The sequence below is a fragment of the Microbacterium sp. Y547 genome, from assembly GCF_057669785.1.
The window spans coordinates 23,459-39,043 of sequence record NZ_JBYHFN010000008.1; the positions used below are offsets into that span (position 1 = coordinate 23,459).

Below are 15,585 nucleotides of genomic sequence, written 5' to 3' on the forward strand. Positions count from 1 at the left end.
AAAGGGAGTCCGCCGTGACCGGCAGATACGTCGTCGCCCTCGATGAGGGGTCCAGCAGCGCCCGAGCGATCGTCATCGACGATGCGGGTCGCACCGTCGGTGAGGCTTCCGCGTCGATCGCCACGATCTTCCCCCACGAAGGGTGGGTCGAGTTCGACCCGCAGGAGATGTGGGATGCACCGCGCCGCTCACTCGCCGTCGCGCTCGAACGCGCCGGTCTCACGGCGGCCGACATCGCGGCCGTCGGGGTGACGTCGCACCGAGAGACCATCGTGATGTGGGACCGTTCGACGGGGGTGCCCGTCTACAACGCCATCACGTGGATGTCGAAGCAGACCGACGGCATCGTGCGGGAGTGGTCCGAGCGGGGCCTCGACGACGAGTTCCGCTCACGCACGGGTGTGCGCAACGATTCGTTCTATTCGGCGGCCAAGATCGCCTGGCTGCTCCGACACGTGCCCGGGGCCCGCGAGCGGGCGGAGCGCGGTGAGCTCGCGATCGGCACACCCGACACGTGGATGCTGTGGAACCTGACCGGTGGCACGGCGCATCGCACCGAGCCCAGCGCGGCATCCCGCACGGGACTGATGTCTCTCGCGCGAGCCCGGTGGGACGAAGAGTTCTGCGCCATGCTCGACATCCCCACGAGTCTGCTGCCTGAGATCGTGCCGTCCGCGGGGTGGTTCGGCGACGTCGCGCACGACCTACTGCCGGCGCCGCAGCCGGTTCCTGTGACCGCCGTGCTCGGCGATCAGCAGGCGGGGCTGTTCGGTCAGGCCTGCCTCGAGACCGGCAGCGCCAAGAACACGTTCGGCACTGCGGGTGTCCTGACCGTCAACATGGGCGACGTGCCGCGCACGCTGCCCGGCATGTGCAGCAGCGTCGCGTGGCAGTTCGGTGACGCCGTGACCTACGAGGCGGAGGGCGTGGTCTTCCACAGCGGGCAGACGATGCAGTGGCTGCGCGACCGCTTGGGCATCTTGCCCGACGCCGCCGACAGCGAAGCCATCGCATCGACCGTGCCCGACACAGCCGGGGTCTACCTCGTTCCCGGCTTCGCTGGGCTGTTCGATCCGCACTGGGACCGAGATGCGCGAGGAGCCATCCTCGGGCTCACGCTCGAGTCGTCCGCGGCGCATGTCGTGCGCGCCGGTATCGAGGCGATGGCCTACCAGACCCGGGACAACGTCGACAATCTCCGGCGCAATGGCGTCGAGATCCCCATGCTCAAGGTCGACGGCGGCGCGACACGCAACAACCTGCTGTGTCAGTTCCAAGCCGACATCCTCGGCATCCCCGTGGCGCGCCCTGTCGGTCTCGAGCGCACCGCGCTCGGCATCGCCCACCTGGCGGGCAGTGAAGTGGGCATGTGGGCTCGCGATGACATCCACGATCGATGGCAGCTCGAGCGCGTCTTCGAGCCGCGCATGCAGGCCGACAGGCGCGAAGAGCTCTACCGCGGGTGGACTGATGCGGTGGCGGCGGCGCGCGGTCTTCCTCCGCGCGTGCAGGGCTGACACGCCGATGGGGATTCCTCCCCATGTCGCCCGCGGCGGGGAGAAATAGTCTGGGCGGGTGACAGGCGTGCAATACAGCGACTCCGATTTCACCACCGCGGTGGCGGAGCTCCGTGCTGCGGCGGCCCGCGCCGCCGACGGCTCGCGCCCCGACAACGGCGTCGTGAAGTCTGACGTCGTCGAGGCGGCGCTCGGTGACGTCGACGAGCTCATCCGGGCGGCCATGGACGCCCTGTCCGAAGCGGGCGACGAAGTCGCGACCGACACGGGCATCGTGCACAGCGAACTGCAGCGCACCGACGCGGCACTGGCGGGCGGTGGGTCATGAGTCTTCCCGGAATCGACGGTGACCCGGCGCAGGGCGATGTCGGCGGCATCCGCGACCTCGCGAGCCTCTTCCGCTCGCGGGCGACCGCGCAGCGCGATCGCAGCACCGCGTCGGGCCGCGCGCTCGCTGCGCTCGGTCCTGTCATCGCCGAGAGCGCCGACGCGCTGCGCCCGCGCATCACGGTGCTGTCGGAGCGGTTCACGCGAACAGCGGATGCCGCCGAATCGGCCGCCGGGATTCTCGACGGTTACGCCACGGGGCTGCAAGAGCTGAAGGGTCGCGCCGCGACGGCGCTCGCGACGGCGCAGACCCGCTACGACGCGATCTGGGCGCGCCGCGGTGAAGCGCTCAATCAGGCCTCGGAGACGGTCGTCGGCTGGGCGCTGAGCTGGGACGACGTGCTGCCCGACTGGCTCTACCTCGACAAGCCCTCTTATCTTGAGCGGTGGCGCGGTGCGATCGAGTCCTATCGCGGCGCGAGCCAGGCCTACAACGATCTGCAGATCGAGCGCGACGATCTCGATCGCGAGACGGCGAATCAGCTGCGTCAGATCGACCTCGTCGCCGCGCTGACCGATGACGGCCGGATCGGCCGCGGCGGGTACTTCGCGTCGGCCGCCTTGTGGGCCGAGGACACGGATTCGATCACGGCAGAGCAGCTGGCGGGCCTCGGCGATCCAAACCTCATCCGACAGGTCTGGGACAGCCTCGACCGCTCGCAGCGCGACGCCCTCATCGAGAAGTCGCCCAGGGTGATCGGCAACCTCGACGGCATCCCCATCGCCGACCGGGTCAGCGCCAACCGCATCAACCTGCGCACCGAGATCGCCGCCCGCGAGGCCGAGATCGAGCGCATCGAGCAGCTGCGCGCCGACGCCCACGCGAAGGCATACTACGGACACGACGGCATCGACGCCGAGTACGACAAGCTCGTCGCCGAGCAGCAGACGCACATCGACTACTACCGGGGACTGCTCACCGACGACGTGCGCTACGTCGACGCCCACGGTGTACCGCGCTCGTACGAAGGCTCGCGCGTCGTCGTCTTCGACCCGGCGCAGGGCGCGATCGCGACCTACCACGGCCCCATCGACCCCGTCACGGGAGACATCCCGTCATGGGTCACGTCGGTCGCGATCTCGGTGCCCGGCACGGGCTCGAACATGACCGATTTCGGCGACTCCCGCGCCGCCGACCTCTACCAGGCGGCGGGTTCGACATCGGCCGTCTTCCAGTGGGCGGGCGGCCCGTTCCCGCAGGACATCCCCGCCGCGATGGACCCGTCGTATTCGCGAGAGCTCGCGCCGCGGCTGCGCGACTTCGCGGCCGGCATCGTCGTGCCGGGGGCGGCGACGCTCACGGTGCTGGGCCACAGCTACGGCGGGGCGACCGTCGGCATGGCCGAGCAGGAGGGCCTGGGCGCCGACCGCATCCTGTATGTCGCCGCCGCCGGCATGGGGCACGGTGTCGACGGCATCGACGACTTCCCGCACACGTCAGGTGTGCCGCACTACGCGATGATGAGCCGCAACGACGCCGTAGTCGGACTCATCCAGGGCAATAGTGGCGACTGGCACGCTCTGCACGGGCAGTCCACGCTGACCGCCGACGGCGTCACCCGCCTCGAGACCGGCTTCATCGAGGCATCCGATCCTGACAGCGGAAACATCGAGCGCCACAATGTGCCCGGCAACGGCATGCCCGCCGCGATCGACAGTCACAGCTCGCTCTACACACCCGGCTCGACCGCGTTCAATAACATGGTCGCCGTGATCACCGGCGGACAGGCAGAGCTCTTCGCGCCGAGCCAGACCATCGTCACGACCGCCGGGCCCATCACGATCGACGGGCTCGACCGCGATGACTACGCGCCCGCATATGCGCAGGTGGAGTGACGGATGCGACGCCTCATCGCCCTCGTCGCGGCCGCCGCGCTCGCCCTCACCCTCGGAGGCTGCACCATGACACCGACCAGCCGGCTCGACGAGTACGCCGCCGCGACGGACGAACTCATGGCCACGACCGTCGCCGCGATCCCCGAAGCGCTCGTCGACGAGGTGGGGTTCTCCGAGTCCGAGCCGCGCTTCGAGTCGCCCACGGGCGGGGCTTCTGCTCAGGATGCCGCGTGGTGGCAGGCGCTGAGCAGCATCGTGCTCGTGTCCGAGCCCGACGCGTCCGCGGAGGCCGCCGCCGCGGTCACCGAACACCTCACCGCCGAAGGCTGGACGATGTCGCGCGTACGCGAGACCGACGGCGGCCAGCGGGTCGCCGACGGCTTCCGCCGCGAGATCGACGGCGGCGACTGGTACATCGAGCTCACGTGGGGTCTGACGGCGCCTGACAGGGCCGAGGTCGTCGAGGTGCTCGTCGTGAGCCCGCAGACCGTGCGTGGCGGCGCCTAGAATCGTCGTATGCGGGCTGCGGACATCCAGAGCGAACTCACCCACGTCCTCCACACCGAGGAGGAGATCGTCGAGAGGTTGCAAGAGGTCGCCGCTCGCGTCGCCGAAGACTACGCCGGCAAGGATCTTCTGCTGGTGGGCGTGCTCAAGGGCGCGATCATGGTCATGGCCGACTTCTCGCGGGCACTGCCCATGACGGCGCCGATGGACTGGATGGCCGTCTCGTCGTACGGCACCGGCACGAAATCCAGCGGAGTCGTGCAGATCCGCAAAGACCTCGACACCGACCTGCACGACAAGCACGTGCTGATCGTCGAGGACATCATCGACTCGGGGCTGACCCTCAGCTGGCTGCTCGAGAACTTCGAGGCCCGGGGCGCGGCATCCGTCGAGGTCTTCGCGCTCCTGCGCAAGCCCGAGGCTGCCAAGGTCGAGGTGCGCTGCAAGTACGTGGGCTTCGACATCCCGAACGAGTTCGTCATCGGATACGGCCTCGATTACGCCGAGCGCTACCGCAACCTGCGCGATGTCGCGGTCCTGGCGCCGCACGTCTACAGCTGACGACGCGTCGGCGCCGCTCGAGGGCCGGTACGCCGTAGGCGAATGCACAGGATCGGCATAGCGTGCCCGCGATACCCTGAACACACTGTCGCGGGGGCACGTGCGCCCTTTTTCGACGGTTCGTTCGACGAAAGGGACCGGCGCTCGCCGTCACCATGAAGGCCAAGAAGCTCACCCGCAATCCGTTCGTGTACGTCGTGCTCATCGGCGTGCTGCTCGTCGTGGGCTTCACGCTCATCTCGAGCCTCGGCGGGGCGAAGCAGATCACGACGCAGCAGGGTCTTGAGCTTCTGCGCGGCGGCACCGTGACCGAAGTCACGACGACCGACGGCGACCAGCGTGTCGACATGACGCTGTCCCGGCCCTTTGAGGGCGCGAACGACGTGCAGTTCTACTACGTCTCGGCGCGCGCCGACGAGGTCGTCACGGCGATCAACGCCGCGAATCCGAAGGACGGCTTCAACGACGCTGTCCCGCGCGCGTCATGGGTCGACGGCATCCTGTCCCTGCTCATCCCGATCCTGCTGCTGGGCCTGCTGTTCTGGTTCCTGATGTCCAGCGCCCAGGGCGGCGGCTCCAAGGTCATGCAGTTCGGCAAATCGCGAGCCAAGCTCGTCACGAAGGAAATGCCGCAGGTCACCTTCCAAGACGTCGCCGGTGCGGACGAAGCGCTCGAAGAGCTGCAGGAGATCAAAGACTTCCTGAAGGATCCCGCGAAGTTCCAGGCCGTCGGCGCCCGCATTCCGAAGGGTGTGCTGCTGTACGGCCCTCCCGGCACCGGCAAGACGCTCCTCGCGCGCGCCGTCGCGGGCGAGGCGGGGGTGCCCTTCTACTCGATCTCGGGATCGGACTTCGTCGAGATGTTCGTCGGTGTGGGTGCGTCGCGCGTTCGTGACCTGTTCAACCAGGCCAAAGAGAGCTCGCCCGCCATCATCTTCATCGACGAGATCGACGCCGTCGGACGCCACCGCGGCGCCGGCATGGGCGGCGGGCACGACGAGCGCGAGCAGACGCTCAACCAGATGCTCGTCGAGATGGACGGCTTCGACCCGAAGGTCAACGTCATCGTCATCGCGGCGACGAACCGCCCCGACATCCTCGACCCGGCGCTCCTGCGTCCGGGCCGGTTCGACCGTCAGATCGGTGTCGACGCTCCCGACCTGCAGGGTCGCAAGCGCATCCTCGAGGTGCACGGTCGCGGCAAGCCGCTCGCCGACGGCGTCGACCTCGAGGTCGTCGCCCGCAAGACTCCCGGCTTCACGGGTGCAGACCTCGCCAACGTCCTCAACGAGGCGGCGCTGCTCACCGCTCGCTCCAACGCGCAGCTCATCGACAACCGCGCGCTCGACGAGGCGATCGACCGCGTGCTGGCCGGTCCGCAGCGGCGCACGCGCGTCATGAAGGACAAGGAGCGGCTCATCACCGCCTACCACGAGGGCGGTCACGCGCTCGCCGCGGCGGCGATGAACCACACCGACCCCGTCACGAAGGTCACGATCCTCCCGCGCGGCAAGGCCCTGGGCTACACGATGGTGCTGCCGCTCGATGACAAGTACTCCGTCACGCGCAACGAGCTGCAGGATCAGCTCGCGTACGCGATGGGCGGCCGCGTCGCCGAGGAGATCGTGTTCCACGACCCCACGACGGGCGCCTCGAACGACATCGAGAAGGCCACCGGCATCGCCCGCAAGATGGTGACCGAGTACGGCATGACGATGGACGTCGGGCCGGTCAAGCTCGGACAGTCCTCGGGCGAGGTCTTCATGGGCCGCGACATGGGCCATGGCCGTGAGTACTCGGAGCACGTCGCCGAGCGCGTCGACACCGAGGTGCGTGCGCTCATCGAGCAGGCACACAACGAGGCGTACGAAGTCCTCAACGCCAACCGCGAAGTGCTCGACAAGCTCGCCCTCGAGCTGCTCGAGAAAGAGACGCTGGACCACCTGCAGCTCGCCGAGATCTTCAAGGACATCTCGAAGCTGCCGCCGCGCCCGCAGTGGCTGTCGAGCGAGCAGCGCCCCGTATCGCAGCTGCCCCCCGTCGACGTTCCTCGCCGCCGCGAAGACGCCGGGCTCGCGGCATCCGTCGAGTCGGGTCCGCAGGGTGCCGCCGAGAAGCCGGCGACGCGCCGTCCTGCCGGACAGGCTCGCCCGGCAACCGCGTAGGCTCGCGGCGTGGCCGTCGATCGTGAGCGCGTTGCGGGCCTGGTCCGCGAACTTCTCGAGGCGATCGGGGAGGACCCCGATCGGCCTGGCCTGCGCGTGACGCCGCAGCGCGTCGCCGATGCGTACGCCGAGTTCTTCTCGGGAGTGGGGCAGGATGCCGGCGAGCCACTGGCCCACACGATCTCGGTCGCGCGCGGGCCGGCTCCCGACACGCTGCCGTCCGGTGCCGTGATGCTGCGCGACATCCGCTTCCGCTCGGTGTGCGAGCATCACCTGCTGCCCTTCCGCGGGCGTGCTCACATCGCGTACCTGCCCGGCGAGGAGGTCGTGGGCCTCGGCGCCCTGCCCAAAGTCGTCGACATCCTCGCGTCGCGCCCGCAGGTGCAAGAGCGTCTGGGCGAGCAGATCGCCGACACGATCTCGGCCTCGCTCGACACCCGCGGCGTGCTCGTCGTGCTCGATGCGGCGCACGAGTGCGTCACGATGCGCGGGGGACAGCAGACCGACGCCACGACCGTGACGATCGCCGCCCGCGGCGCGTACACCGATGCCGCGGCCCGCACCGAGATCATGGTGCTCATCGGAGCGGCGCGCGAATGACCCTCGTCATGGGGATCGTCAATGTGACGCCCGACTCTTTCAGTGACGGCGGGCGGTACCTCGACGCCGACGCCGCTGTGGCCCACGGTCTGAGCCTGCTCGCCGACGGCGCCGATCTGCTCGATGTGGGCGGCGAGTCCACGCGACCGGGATCGGAGCGCATCGACGCCGCTCTCGAACGCGAACGCGTGCTGCCCGTCGTGGCGGCGCTCGTCGCTGCCGGCGCGACCGTCAGCATCGACACGCTGAACGCGTCTACCGCCCTCGCCGCGGCCGAGGCCGGGGCGAGCATCGTGAACGACGTCTCGGGCGGCCTCGCCGACCCCGACATGCTCGCCGCCGTCGCCACGACCGACGCCGACATCGCTCTCGGGCACTGGCGCGGCCCGTCGGCCGACATGTACGCGCGGGCGACCTACGACGACATCGTCGCCGAGGTGCTCGGCGAACTGCGCGAGCGGGTGGCCGCGGCAGGTGCCGCCGGCATCCCGCCCTCACGTGTCATCGTCGACCCGGGCATCGGATTCGGCAAGCGCGGGGAACAGAATTGGACCGTGCTCCGCGGGACGCCGCACATCGCGGACCTCGGCCATCGGGTGCTCATCGGCACGAGTCGCAAGCGGTTCCTCGCCGACGCCCTCGACACCGATGAGCAGGGGCGCCGCGATCTCGCGACCGCCGTCACGAGCGTGCTCGCCACCCAGGCCGGCGCGTGGGCCGTGCGCGTGCATGATGCTCGGGCGACGCGCGATGCCCTGCGCATCGCCGCCGCATGGGAAGGAGACGATCGATGGATGCCGTCGACGAGATCACGCTGACAGGGGTCCGCGCGTTCGGGCGCCACGGGGTGTATCCCGATGAGCGTCGCGACGGGCAGGAGTTCGTCGTCGACGTCACGATGCGGGTGGATGCCTCGCGCGCGGCCGCGTCGGACGACGTGGCCGACACCGTGCATTACGGCGAGCTCGCGCAACGTCTCGTCGAGATCGTCGAGGGCGACCCCGTCGACCTCATCGAGACCCTCGCGAGCCGGATCGCCGACGATGTGCTGGCGCACGACCTCGTGCACGCCGTCGTCGTGACGGTGCACAAGCCGAGCGCACCGATCACCGTGCCCTTCGGCGATGTCGCCGTCACGGTGCGCCGCGGAAAGGCACCGCGATGAACCGCCGTCTCGCACAGGGCATCGAGGTCGCACCCGCGCCGCCAGCACCCGCCGTCGACGCCGTCGTCGCGCTCGGCGCGAACCTCGGCGACCGCGCCGCGACCCTCAGCAAGGCCATCGCCGCGCTCGGGCGTCTTCCGCTCACAGAAGACGTGCGTGCGTCGGCGCCGATCGAGTCCGTCGCCGTGAAGCCCGAGGGTCCGGATGCCGCCGCGCCCGCCTACCTCAACGCCGTCGCGCTGCTGCGCACGCGGCTCGCGCCGTCAGTTCTTCTGTCGTACCTGCACGCGATCGAGGCCGAGTACGGCCGCGAGCGACGCGCGCGGTGGGACGACCGCACGCTCGACCTCGACCTCATCGCCTACGGCGACCTCGAGAGCGACGATCCGCACGTCACATTGCCGCACCCCCGCGCCGCCGAGCGCGACTTCGTGCTGATCCCGTGGCTCGCTGTCGCGCCCGATGCCGTGGTGCCCGGCCGCGGACGCGTCGACGACCTGCTCGCCCGCCTGCGGGAGCAGAAGTGAAGCGCACGGGACCCGGTGTCCTGATCGGCGCGGCCGTGCTGGGCGCGGCGAGCGGATTCGCGCTCGACCAGGTGCTCACCGCAACAGGACGGCCGACGTTCACGCCCGCCGTCACGCTGCCGATCCTGCTCATCTGCCTGGGTGGGCTGGTCCTCGCGCTGGCGATCCCCATTCGCCGCGCGACTCGGGGCACGACCGCGGTGATCGTCAATCCGTTCCGCGCCCTGCGCACCGCCATGCTGGCGAAGGCGTCCTCGATCGTGGGTGCGGCGATGACCGGGTTCGGTGCGGGGCTCGGGGTCTTCCTCGTGACGCTGCCCGTGACGCCCTCGCTAGGCTCGATGGGTACCGTCATCGCGACGGCCGCCTGCGGGGCAGTGCTCACAGGAGCAGCCCTCGTGGCGGAGCACCTGTGCACGATCCGGAAGGACCACGATGACGAACAGCCCGGAGGCGACGACCCCGGACTCCAACCCCATCGCCACTGACGCCGCAGCGGCGGCGCCCGTGGAGGCTGGGGTTCCGGGCCCGGAGGGCGGTTCCGAGCCAGTGACCGCTGTGGACGCCGAGGCGACCGAGGCGGCCGCGGTTCCGGCGACCCGCGCCGAGCGCCGGGCTGCTGTTGCGGCATCCGAATCGGAGAGCGTGCCGTATGGGCCCGACGAGACGCTCGATGCGGGCACGTTCGATCGGATCAAAGAGCCGCGCGGCGAGGGTCGGCTGCCGCTCGGTGACGGCACATGGCATCAGCTCGCCCGGCAGTACGTGCGGGTGCAGCTCATCGTGGGGGGATTCTTCCTCCTGGTCGTCGTCGCCGCGATGCTCGTGCTCGGTCTCGTCTTCCACCAGGGCTGGGTGTGGATTCCGGGCGGCATCGGCACGGCGGTGCTGGCGTTCACGCTCATCATCACGCCGCGCCAGGCCCGCTCGTACGGCTACCAGCTGCGCCGCGATGACCTCGTGTTCCGCCGTGGGATCCTGTGGCAGCGCGTCGTGGCCGTACCGTACGGCCGCATGCAGCTCATCGACATCACGCACGGTCCGCTCGACCGCGGATTCGGGATCGCCCAGCTCAAGCTGGTCACCGCGGCCGCTGCCACGGGCGTCACGATCCCCGGGTTGACGCAGGAGGCCGCCGACCGCCTGCGCAACACCCTGATCGACGTCGCCGAGACCCGCCGGACCGGCCTGTGACCGCCGTCCCCGCCGACGGCGCGTCGCCCCCCGAGCCCCGCCTCGCGCGGTCGCCCTTGAGCGACGGCGAGTGGCACCGGATGCATCCGCTCACACCGCTGCTGCGCGGCGGGTTCGCGCTCGTGGTCGTGGCCGGCGTCATCATCGCGAACTTTCGCGACCGGCTCATCGAGGTGTTCCTGCCCGCGATGGACGGGTACGGCGACCACTCCGGCGACCCCATCGACTGGGTGGTGTCGAACAACCTGCTGCTCGTGGCCCTGTTCGTCGTGCTCGGCGTCGTTCTCGTGCTCATCGGGATCTTCTACGTGTCGTGGCGGTTCCACACATTCCGCATCACGGGCGATGACGTCGAGGTGCGAAGCGGCGTGCTGTTCCGCACGCACCGACGGGCGCCGCTGGACCGTGTGCAGGGGGTCAACCTCACCCGCCCCATGATCGCCCGGCTGCTGGGCCTCGCCAAGCTCGAAGTCATCGGTGCGGGGCTGGACTCCAACGTCAAGCTCGAGTACCTGTCGACGCAGAACGCCGAGGCCGTGCGCGCCGACATTTTGCGCCTCGCCTCGGGGGCGCAGCTGGGCGACGCGGCACCGGATGCTGCGCACCCCAGCGGCTCGCGGGTCTCTGCCGCGGCATCCGTCGTCGGTGCCGGCATCTCGGGGATCATCGACGGTGCGGACCAGGCCGACGTCGAACCCGAATCCGTCGTCCACATCCCGGTGGGGCGGCTGATCGGATCGCAGCTGCTGAGCGGGTCGACCATCGCGCTCGTCATCGCGATCATCGCGATCATCTTGGGGTCGATCTTCGGGACGCCGTGGATCCTTTTCGCGATGGTGCCCGCCGTGATCGGCTTCGGGGCGTACTGGGTGCGCAGCATCACGCGGTCGCTGCGCTATTCGATCGCGCCGACCTCGAGCGGTGTGCGCATCACCTTCGGCCTCTTCACAACGGTCACCGAGGTGCTCCCGCCCGGGCGCGTGCACGCCGTGCAGGTGTCGCAGTCGATCCTGTGGCGCCGGTTCGGCTGGTGGACCGTCTCGGTCAACCGACTGTCGGGCCGCAGCGCCACCGACGTCAGCGCGGACCAGTTCGCCGCCGTGCTGCCCGTCGGGACGCGTGCCGATGTCGAGCGCGTGCTCGCGCTGCTGCTGCCGAGCTTCGATCAGTCCGACTGGCCGGCGATCTTCGAGCACGGCCTGCTGGGGCCGCGTGAGGACGATCCGTTCACGACGACGCCCCGGCGGGCACGCCTGCTGCGGCCGCTCACGTGGCGGCGCAACGGCTTCCACCTCACCGCGCACGCGCTCTTCGTGCGTCGCGGCGCGATCTGGCGCAAGCTCGGGATCTTCCCGCTTGCGCGCCTGCAGAGCATCGCGATCGCACAGGGCCCCGTCGACCGGCGGCTGCGGATCGCGAACCTGCAGCCGCACACGATCCTCGGGCCCGTCTCGGGGTCGCTGGGCATCATCGACCGCGATGCCGCCCTCGACGTCTTCGGCGAGGTGATCGCCGGCGCGAACGCCGCAGCCGCCGCCGACAGCAGTCACCGCTGGGCCGGTACCGGGGAGCCCGCCGCGGTCGGTGCGAACACCGTCGCGGACGTTCCGCCGATGGGACCGGCCGCCGCTGCGCCGCTGATGGTCGCCCCCGCGCCGGGCACGCCCGTGGTGGGCGGCGAGACCGAGGAGCCGCGCGCATGAATCGCGACGGACGCCTCGGAGTCGGCATCATCGGCTCGGGTCGGGTGGGCCCGGTCGTGGGCCTCGCTCTGGCGGGTGCGGGTCACGCGCTCGTCGGCGTGACGCGCGGGTCCGATGACGCCCGTATCGAGGCGATCCTCCCCGGAGTGCCGCTGCTCGATCCGCTCGAGGTCGTCAGGCGCAGCGAACTCGTCGTCGTCGCCGTGCCGCACGACCAGCTCGCAGGGCTCGTGTCAGGGCTCGCCGATGTCGGCGCATGGCAGGCCGGGCAGCTCGTCCTGCACACGGATCCCTCCGAGGGGACCGGCATCCTCGCTCCCGCTGTCGCCTGTGGGGCCATCCCGCTCGCGGTGCATCCCGCGATCGCCTTCACGGGCACATCGATCGACCTGCGTCGCCTCGCGGGCGGCTTCGCCGCCGTCACCGCACCGGCGCCGGTACTGCCCATCGCGCAGGCGCTCGCCGTCGAGCTGGGCTGCGAACCCGTCGTCATCGCCGAGGCCGACCGCCCCGCGTACGCCGAGGCGATTGCCACGGCGACCGACTTTTCGCGCTCGATCGTGCACCAGTCGACGTCGCTGCTCGCCGCCGTCGGGGTCGAGAACCCCGGCTCGTACCTGTCGACGCTCGTCCACGCGACGATCGACGACGCCCTCGCGTCGGGCCCCGCTTCACCCGAGCCGTGACCGCGGTCGCGGCGGGGCGGGCTGGGGTCGCGGATAGACTTGGCGGCGACTTCCGAGGAGCCTCGATATGACCGAAACGCCCGTCGATCCGACCGACCCCGACGCCGATCTCGCCGACGCGCACGAGCAGAAGCTCGTCCGCCTCGCCAAGCGCGAGCGGCTCATCGAAGAACGGGCGGATGCCGCGGGCGGGGCGTACCCCGTCGTGGTGCCCGTGACCGATACGATCCCCGCGCTGCGCGAGCGGTACAGCGACCTCGAGGCGGGTGCCGAGACCGGTGAGACGGCGGCCGTCGCGGGCCGCGTCGTGTTCAGCCGCAACACCGGCAAGCTGTGCTTCGCCACCCTGCAGGCCGGTGACGGCAGCCGCATCCAGGCCATGGTCTCGCTCGCCGTCGTGGGAGAGGAGGCACTGCAGCGCTGGAAAGACCTCGTCGACCTCGGCGACCACGTCTTCGTCTCGGGCGAGGTGATCTCCAGCCGCCGCGGCGAGCTGTCGATCATGGTCGCCGACTGGCGGATCGCGTCCAAGGCGATCCTGCCGCTGCCCAACATGTACGCCGAGCTCAGTGAGGAAAGCCGCGTGCGCAGCCGCTTCCTCGACCTCATCGTGCGCGATCGCGCGCGCGAGACCGTGCTCGCCCGGTCCAAGGTCAACGCGAGCCTGCGCGCGACGTTCGCGAAGCACGACTTCGTCGAGGTCGAAACGCCCATGCTGCAGGTGCAGCACGGCGGTGCGTCGGCTCGCCCGTTCGTGACCAATTCGAACGCGTTCGACACCGAGCTCTACCTGCGCATCGCGCCTGAACTGTTCCTCAAGCGCGCCGTCGTCGGCGGCATCGACCGCGTCTTCGAGATCAACCGCAACTTCCGCAACGAGGGTGCCGACTCGACGCACAGCCCCGAGTTCGCGATGCTCGAGGCCTACCAGTCGTACACCGACTACAACGGCATCGCCGATCTGACGCAGGAGCTCGTGCAGCAGGCCGCCATCGCGGTCGCCGGTTCCACGACGGTGACGTGGGCCGACGGCACCGAGTACGACCTCGGCGGAGACTGGGACCGCCTGCCCATGTACGGCTCGCTCAGCGAAGCATCGGGCCGCGAGGTCACGCCCGAGACGAGCCTCGACGAGCTGCTCGCCTTCGCCGCCGAGGTGGGCGTCGACGCGCCGCCGCACGCGACGCACGGAAAACTCGTCGAAGAGCTCTGGGAGCACTTCGTCAAGCCCGGACTCACCCGCCCGACCTTCGTCATGGACTTTCCCGTCGACACGAGCCCGCTCGTGCGCGAGCACCGCACGACCGCCGGCGTCGTCGAGAAGTGGGACCTCTACGTGCGCGGGTTCGAGCTCGCGACGGGCTACTCCGAGCTCATCGACCCCGTCATCCAGCGCGAGCGCTTCGTCGAGCAGGCCATCCTCGCGGCTCGCGGTGACGTCGAGGCGATGCGGATCGACGAAGAGTTCCTGCGTGCACTCGAGCACGGCATGCCGCCCACCGGCGGTATGGGGATGGGCATCGATCGACTGCTCATGGCCATCACGGGTCTCGGCATCCGTGAGACGATCCTCTTTCCTCTCGTGAAGTGACCTGACGGCGGTTCACGGCTCTTCCCGCCGGAAGGCCCAATCGGGCAGGTGCCCCATCGCCACGAACGACAGCACGATCTCGGCGAGGCCGTGCTCGGGTTCGATGTCGGCCGCGCTGCGCGCGTAGCGGTCGGCATGGGTCGAGCGGCCGAGCGCCCACGACAGCCACGCGGCCGTCGCGAGCGCACCCGCCCGGTCGCTCGGGGGCGCGACGGCTGCGACCCGGCGTACCACTTCGAGCGCCTGCGACAGCCGGGCGGCGTGCGGGCGCTCGCCCTCGCCCCACATCATCATCGCGAGGTGCGCCGGATACTCCTCGCCGTCTTCCCACCGCAGCTGCGCGTCCAGCGCCTCGTCGCCCGCCGACATCCCGCGGCACCACTGCACCAGCGCGATGTCCCGCAGCGCGGGCCGGGTGAGACACCACGCCAGAGTCGCAGCGCGGTACGGCGGCAGGCTCGCGGCCTCCCAATCGAGAACGTCCTCGAACAGGCCGGGCAGATCGTCGATCGTGCAGACGGCGGCCAGCGCCTGCGGGTCGACGCGGTCGTCTGCGGATGCCGAGGAATCGGGTCGGGACACCGCGTCGGGCCCGCACAGCACTCCGACGGCCCGCGAGAAGGCCGTCATCGCGGTTGCCACGGCATCCCGCTCATCGTCTGAGGTCTCGGGCAGGTCGGCGCCGCTGGCCTGATCGCCCGGTGGAAGATCGCCCGAAGCGCCGACCGCCGCGAGATCGTGAGGGCGGGTGTCGCCGTCGAGGTACGGACACCACGCATCGGCGGCGACGCAGAGCGCATCGACGAGACGCAGCCCGCACGCGTCGGCGCGTCCGGCGAGTGCGGCGATGAGTCGGTCGTGCGGCAGTGCGGGGACGGGCGCCAGGTCGCCGATGTCGGCGTCGGTATAGACGACGAGGGCGACGGCATCGGCGTTCGAGACCCGGCACGCCATGCCGATCACCGTCGCCGCGATGCGATCCACGTCTGCGTCGTCGTGGGGCAGGTCGAAGCGCATCGCACCGAGCGTGCGGGATCGCGCGAACGGCACGACGACGAGGCTGCGGTTCGGTGCGAAGCCGAGCATGCCGGGCACGAAGGACAGGAACTCCGCCGCGTTCGCGGCTTTCATGATGGTCGTCATGCC

16 protein-coding genes are annotated in these 15,585 nt (G+C 70.2%); 15 read left to right on the forward strand and 1 reads right to left on the reverse strand.

What is annotated here, in order from left to right; translation table 11 throughout:
• Nucleotides 1–14 precede the first annotated feature (14 nt).
• From AC25Y0_RS12395 to lysS, 15 genes are all read left to right on the forward strand, one after another.
• Nucleotides 15–1,517, forward strand: coding sequence for an FGGY family carbohydrate kinase (locus AC25Y0_RS12395; RefSeq protein WP_488134735.1), 1,503 nt, complete (start codon nt 15–17; stop codon nt 1,515–1,517).
• A 58-nt stretch (nt 1,518–1,575) separates the two neighbouring features.
• Nucleotides 1,576–1,845: a hypothetical protein gene (locus AC25Y0_RS12400; protein WP_488124073.1), complete on the forward strand. Its 270-nt coding sequence runs from the start codon at nt 1,576–1,578 to the stop codon at nt 1,843–1,845.
• Complete coding sequence (locus tag AC25Y0_RS12405) at nt 1,842–3,740, forward strand: alpha/beta hydrolase (protein WP_488134736.1); 1,899 nt, start codon at nt 1,842–1,844, stop codon at nt 3,738–3,740. Before AC25Y0_RS12400 ends, AC25Y0_RS12405 begins: the two co-directional genes overlap by 4 nt.
• Nucleotides 3,741–3,743: 3 nt before the next feature.
• Nucleotides 3,744–4,247, forward strand: coding sequence for a hypothetical protein (locus tag AC25Y0_RS12410; protein WP_488124075.1), 504 nt, complete (start codon nt 3,744–3,746; stop codon nt 4,245–4,247).
• 9 nt (nt 4,248–4,256) lie between these two features.
• A complete protein-coding gene (gene hpt, locus AC25Y0_RS12415; protein WP_488124076.1) occupies nt 4,257–4,808 on the forward strand; it encodes a hypoxanthine phosphoribosyltransferase in 552 nt (183 codons plus the stop codon).
• Nucleotides 4,809–4,963: 155 nt separating this feature from the next.
• Entirely contained in the window at nt 4,964–6,973 is a 2,010-nt protein-coding gene (gene ftsH / locus AC25Y0_RS12420; RefSeq protein WP_488134737.1) for an ATP-dependent zinc metalloprotease FtsH, read from the forward strand.
• Nucleotides 6,974–6,982: 9 nt separating this feature from the next.
• Nucleotides 6,983–7,573, forward strand: a complete 591-nt coding sequence (gene folE, locus AC25Y0_RS12425) for a GTP cyclohydrolase I (protein ID WP_488134738.1) — start codon at nt 6,983–6,985, stop codon at nt 7,571–7,573.
• On the forward strand, nt 7,570–8,391 hold the full coding sequence (gene folP, locus AC25Y0_RS12430) for a dihydropteroate synthase (RefSeq protein WP_488124079.1): 822 nt from the start codon (nt 7,570–7,572) through the stop codon (nt 8,389–8,391). The genes folE and folP overlap by 4 nt, the downstream gene beginning before the upstream one ends.
• Complete coding sequence (gene folB, locus AC25Y0_RS12435) at nt 8,364–8,738, forward strand: dihydroneopterin aldolase (protein WP_488124080.1); 375 nt, start codon at nt 8,364–8,366, stop codon at nt 8,736–8,738. The genes folP and folB overlap by 28 nt, the downstream gene beginning before the upstream one ends.
• Nucleotides 8,735–9,265 (forward strand): 2-amino-4-hydroxy-6-hydroxymethyldihydropteridine diphosphokinase, encoded by a 531-nt coding sequence (folK, locus tag AC25Y0_RS12440; RefSeq protein ID WP_488124081.1) that lies wholly within the window; start codon nt 8,735–8,737, stop codon nt 9,263–9,265. Before folB ends, folK begins: the two co-directional genes overlap by 4 nt.
• Nucleotides 9,262–9,753, forward strand: a complete 492-nt coding sequence (locus tag AC25Y0_RS12445) for a DUF3180 domain-containing protein (RefSeq protein ID WP_488124082.1) — start codon at nt 9,262–9,264, stop codon at nt 9,751–9,753. The genes folK and AC25Y0_RS12445 overlap by 4 nt, the downstream gene beginning before the upstream one ends.
• On the forward strand, nt 9,701–10,459 hold the full coding sequence (locus AC25Y0_RS12450) for a PH domain-containing protein (protein ID WP_488134739.1): 759 nt from the start codon (nt 9,701–9,703) through the stop codon (nt 10,457–10,459). Before AC25Y0_RS12445 ends, AC25Y0_RS12450 begins: the two co-directional genes overlap by 53 nt.
• Complete coding sequence (locus tag AC25Y0_RS12455) at nt 10,456–12,162, forward strand: PH domain-containing protein (RefSeq protein WP_488134740.1); 1,707 nt, start codon at nt 10,456–10,458, stop codon at nt 12,160–12,162. The genes AC25Y0_RS12450 and AC25Y0_RS12455 overlap by 4 nt, the downstream gene beginning before the upstream one ends.
• The gene (locus AC25Y0_RS12460) at nt 12,159–12,848 is read left to right on the forward strand and encodes a Rossmann-like and DUF2520 domain-containing protein (protein ID WP_488124084.1); all 690 of its coding nucleotides are present in this window, start codon (nt 12,159–12,161) and stop codon (nt 12,846–12,848) included. The genes AC25Y0_RS12455 and AC25Y0_RS12460 overlap by 4 nt, the downstream gene beginning before the upstream one ends.
• A gap of 67 nt (nt 12,849–12,915) precedes the next feature.
• Nucleotides 12,916–14,439, forward strand: coding sequence for a lysine--tRNA ligase (gene lysS / locus AC25Y0_RS12465; RefSeq protein WP_488134741.1), 1,524 nt, complete (start codon nt 12,916–12,918; stop codon nt 14,437–14,439).
• Nucleotides 14,440–14,451: 12 nt separating this feature from the next.
• Here the strand turns inward: lysS and AC25Y0_RS12470 are convergent, their stop codons facing one another.
• Nucleotides 14,452–15,582 (reverse strand): DUF4192 family protein, encoded by a 1,131-nt coding sequence (locus AC25Y0_RS12470; RefSeq protein ID WP_488124086.1) that lies wholly within the window; start codon nt 15,580–15,582, stop codon nt 14,452–14,454.
• Between the last annotated feature and the right edge of the window lie 3 nt (nt 15,583–15,585).

Excerpts from the sequence above, each read along its gene's own strand:
- AC25Y0_RS12405 (WP_488134736.1), top strand. The coding sequence starts at position 1,842 with ATGAGTCTTCCCGGAATCGACGGTGACCCGGCGCAGGGCGATGTCGGC.
- AC25Y0_RS12410 (WP_488124075.1), top strand. The coding sequence starts at position 3,744 with ATGCGACGCCTCATCGCCCTCGTCGCGGCCGCCGCGCTCGCCCTCACC.
- hpt (WP_488124076.1), top strand. The coding sequence starts at position 4,257 with ATGCGGGCTGCGGACATCCAGAGCGAACTCACCCACGTCCTCCACACC.
- ftsH (WP_488134737.1), top strand. The coding sequence starts at position 4,964 with ATGAAGGCCAAGAAGCTCACCCGCAATCCGTTCGTGTACGTCGTGCTC.
- folP (WP_488124079.1), top strand. The coding sequence starts at position 7,570 with ATGACCCTCGTCATGGGGATCGTCAATGTGACGCCCGACTCTTTCAGT.
- folB (WP_488124080.1), top strand. The coding sequence starts at position 8,364 with ATGGATGCCGTCGACGAGATCACGCTGACAGGGGTCCGCGCGTTCGGG.
- folK (WP_488124081.1), top strand. The coding sequence starts at position 8,735 with ATGAACCGCCGTCTCGCACAGGGCATCGAGGTCGCACCCGCGCCGCCA.
- AC25Y0_RS12450 (WP_488134739.1), top strand. The coding sequence starts at position 9,701 with ATGACGAACAGCCCGGAGGCGACGACCCCGGACTCCAACCCCATCGCC.
- AC25Y0_RS12460 (WP_488124084.1), top strand. The coding sequence starts at position 12,159 with ATGAATCGCGACGGACGCCTCGGAGTCGGCATCATCGGCTCGGGTCGG.
- lysS (WP_488134741.1), top strand. The coding sequence starts at position 12,916 with ATGACCGAAACGCCCGTCGATCCGACCGACCCCGACGCCGATCTCGCC.
- AC25Y0_RS12470 (WP_488124086.1), bottom strand. The coding sequence starts at position 15,582 with ATGACGACCATCATGAAAGCCGCGAACGCGGCGGAGTTCCTGTCCTTC.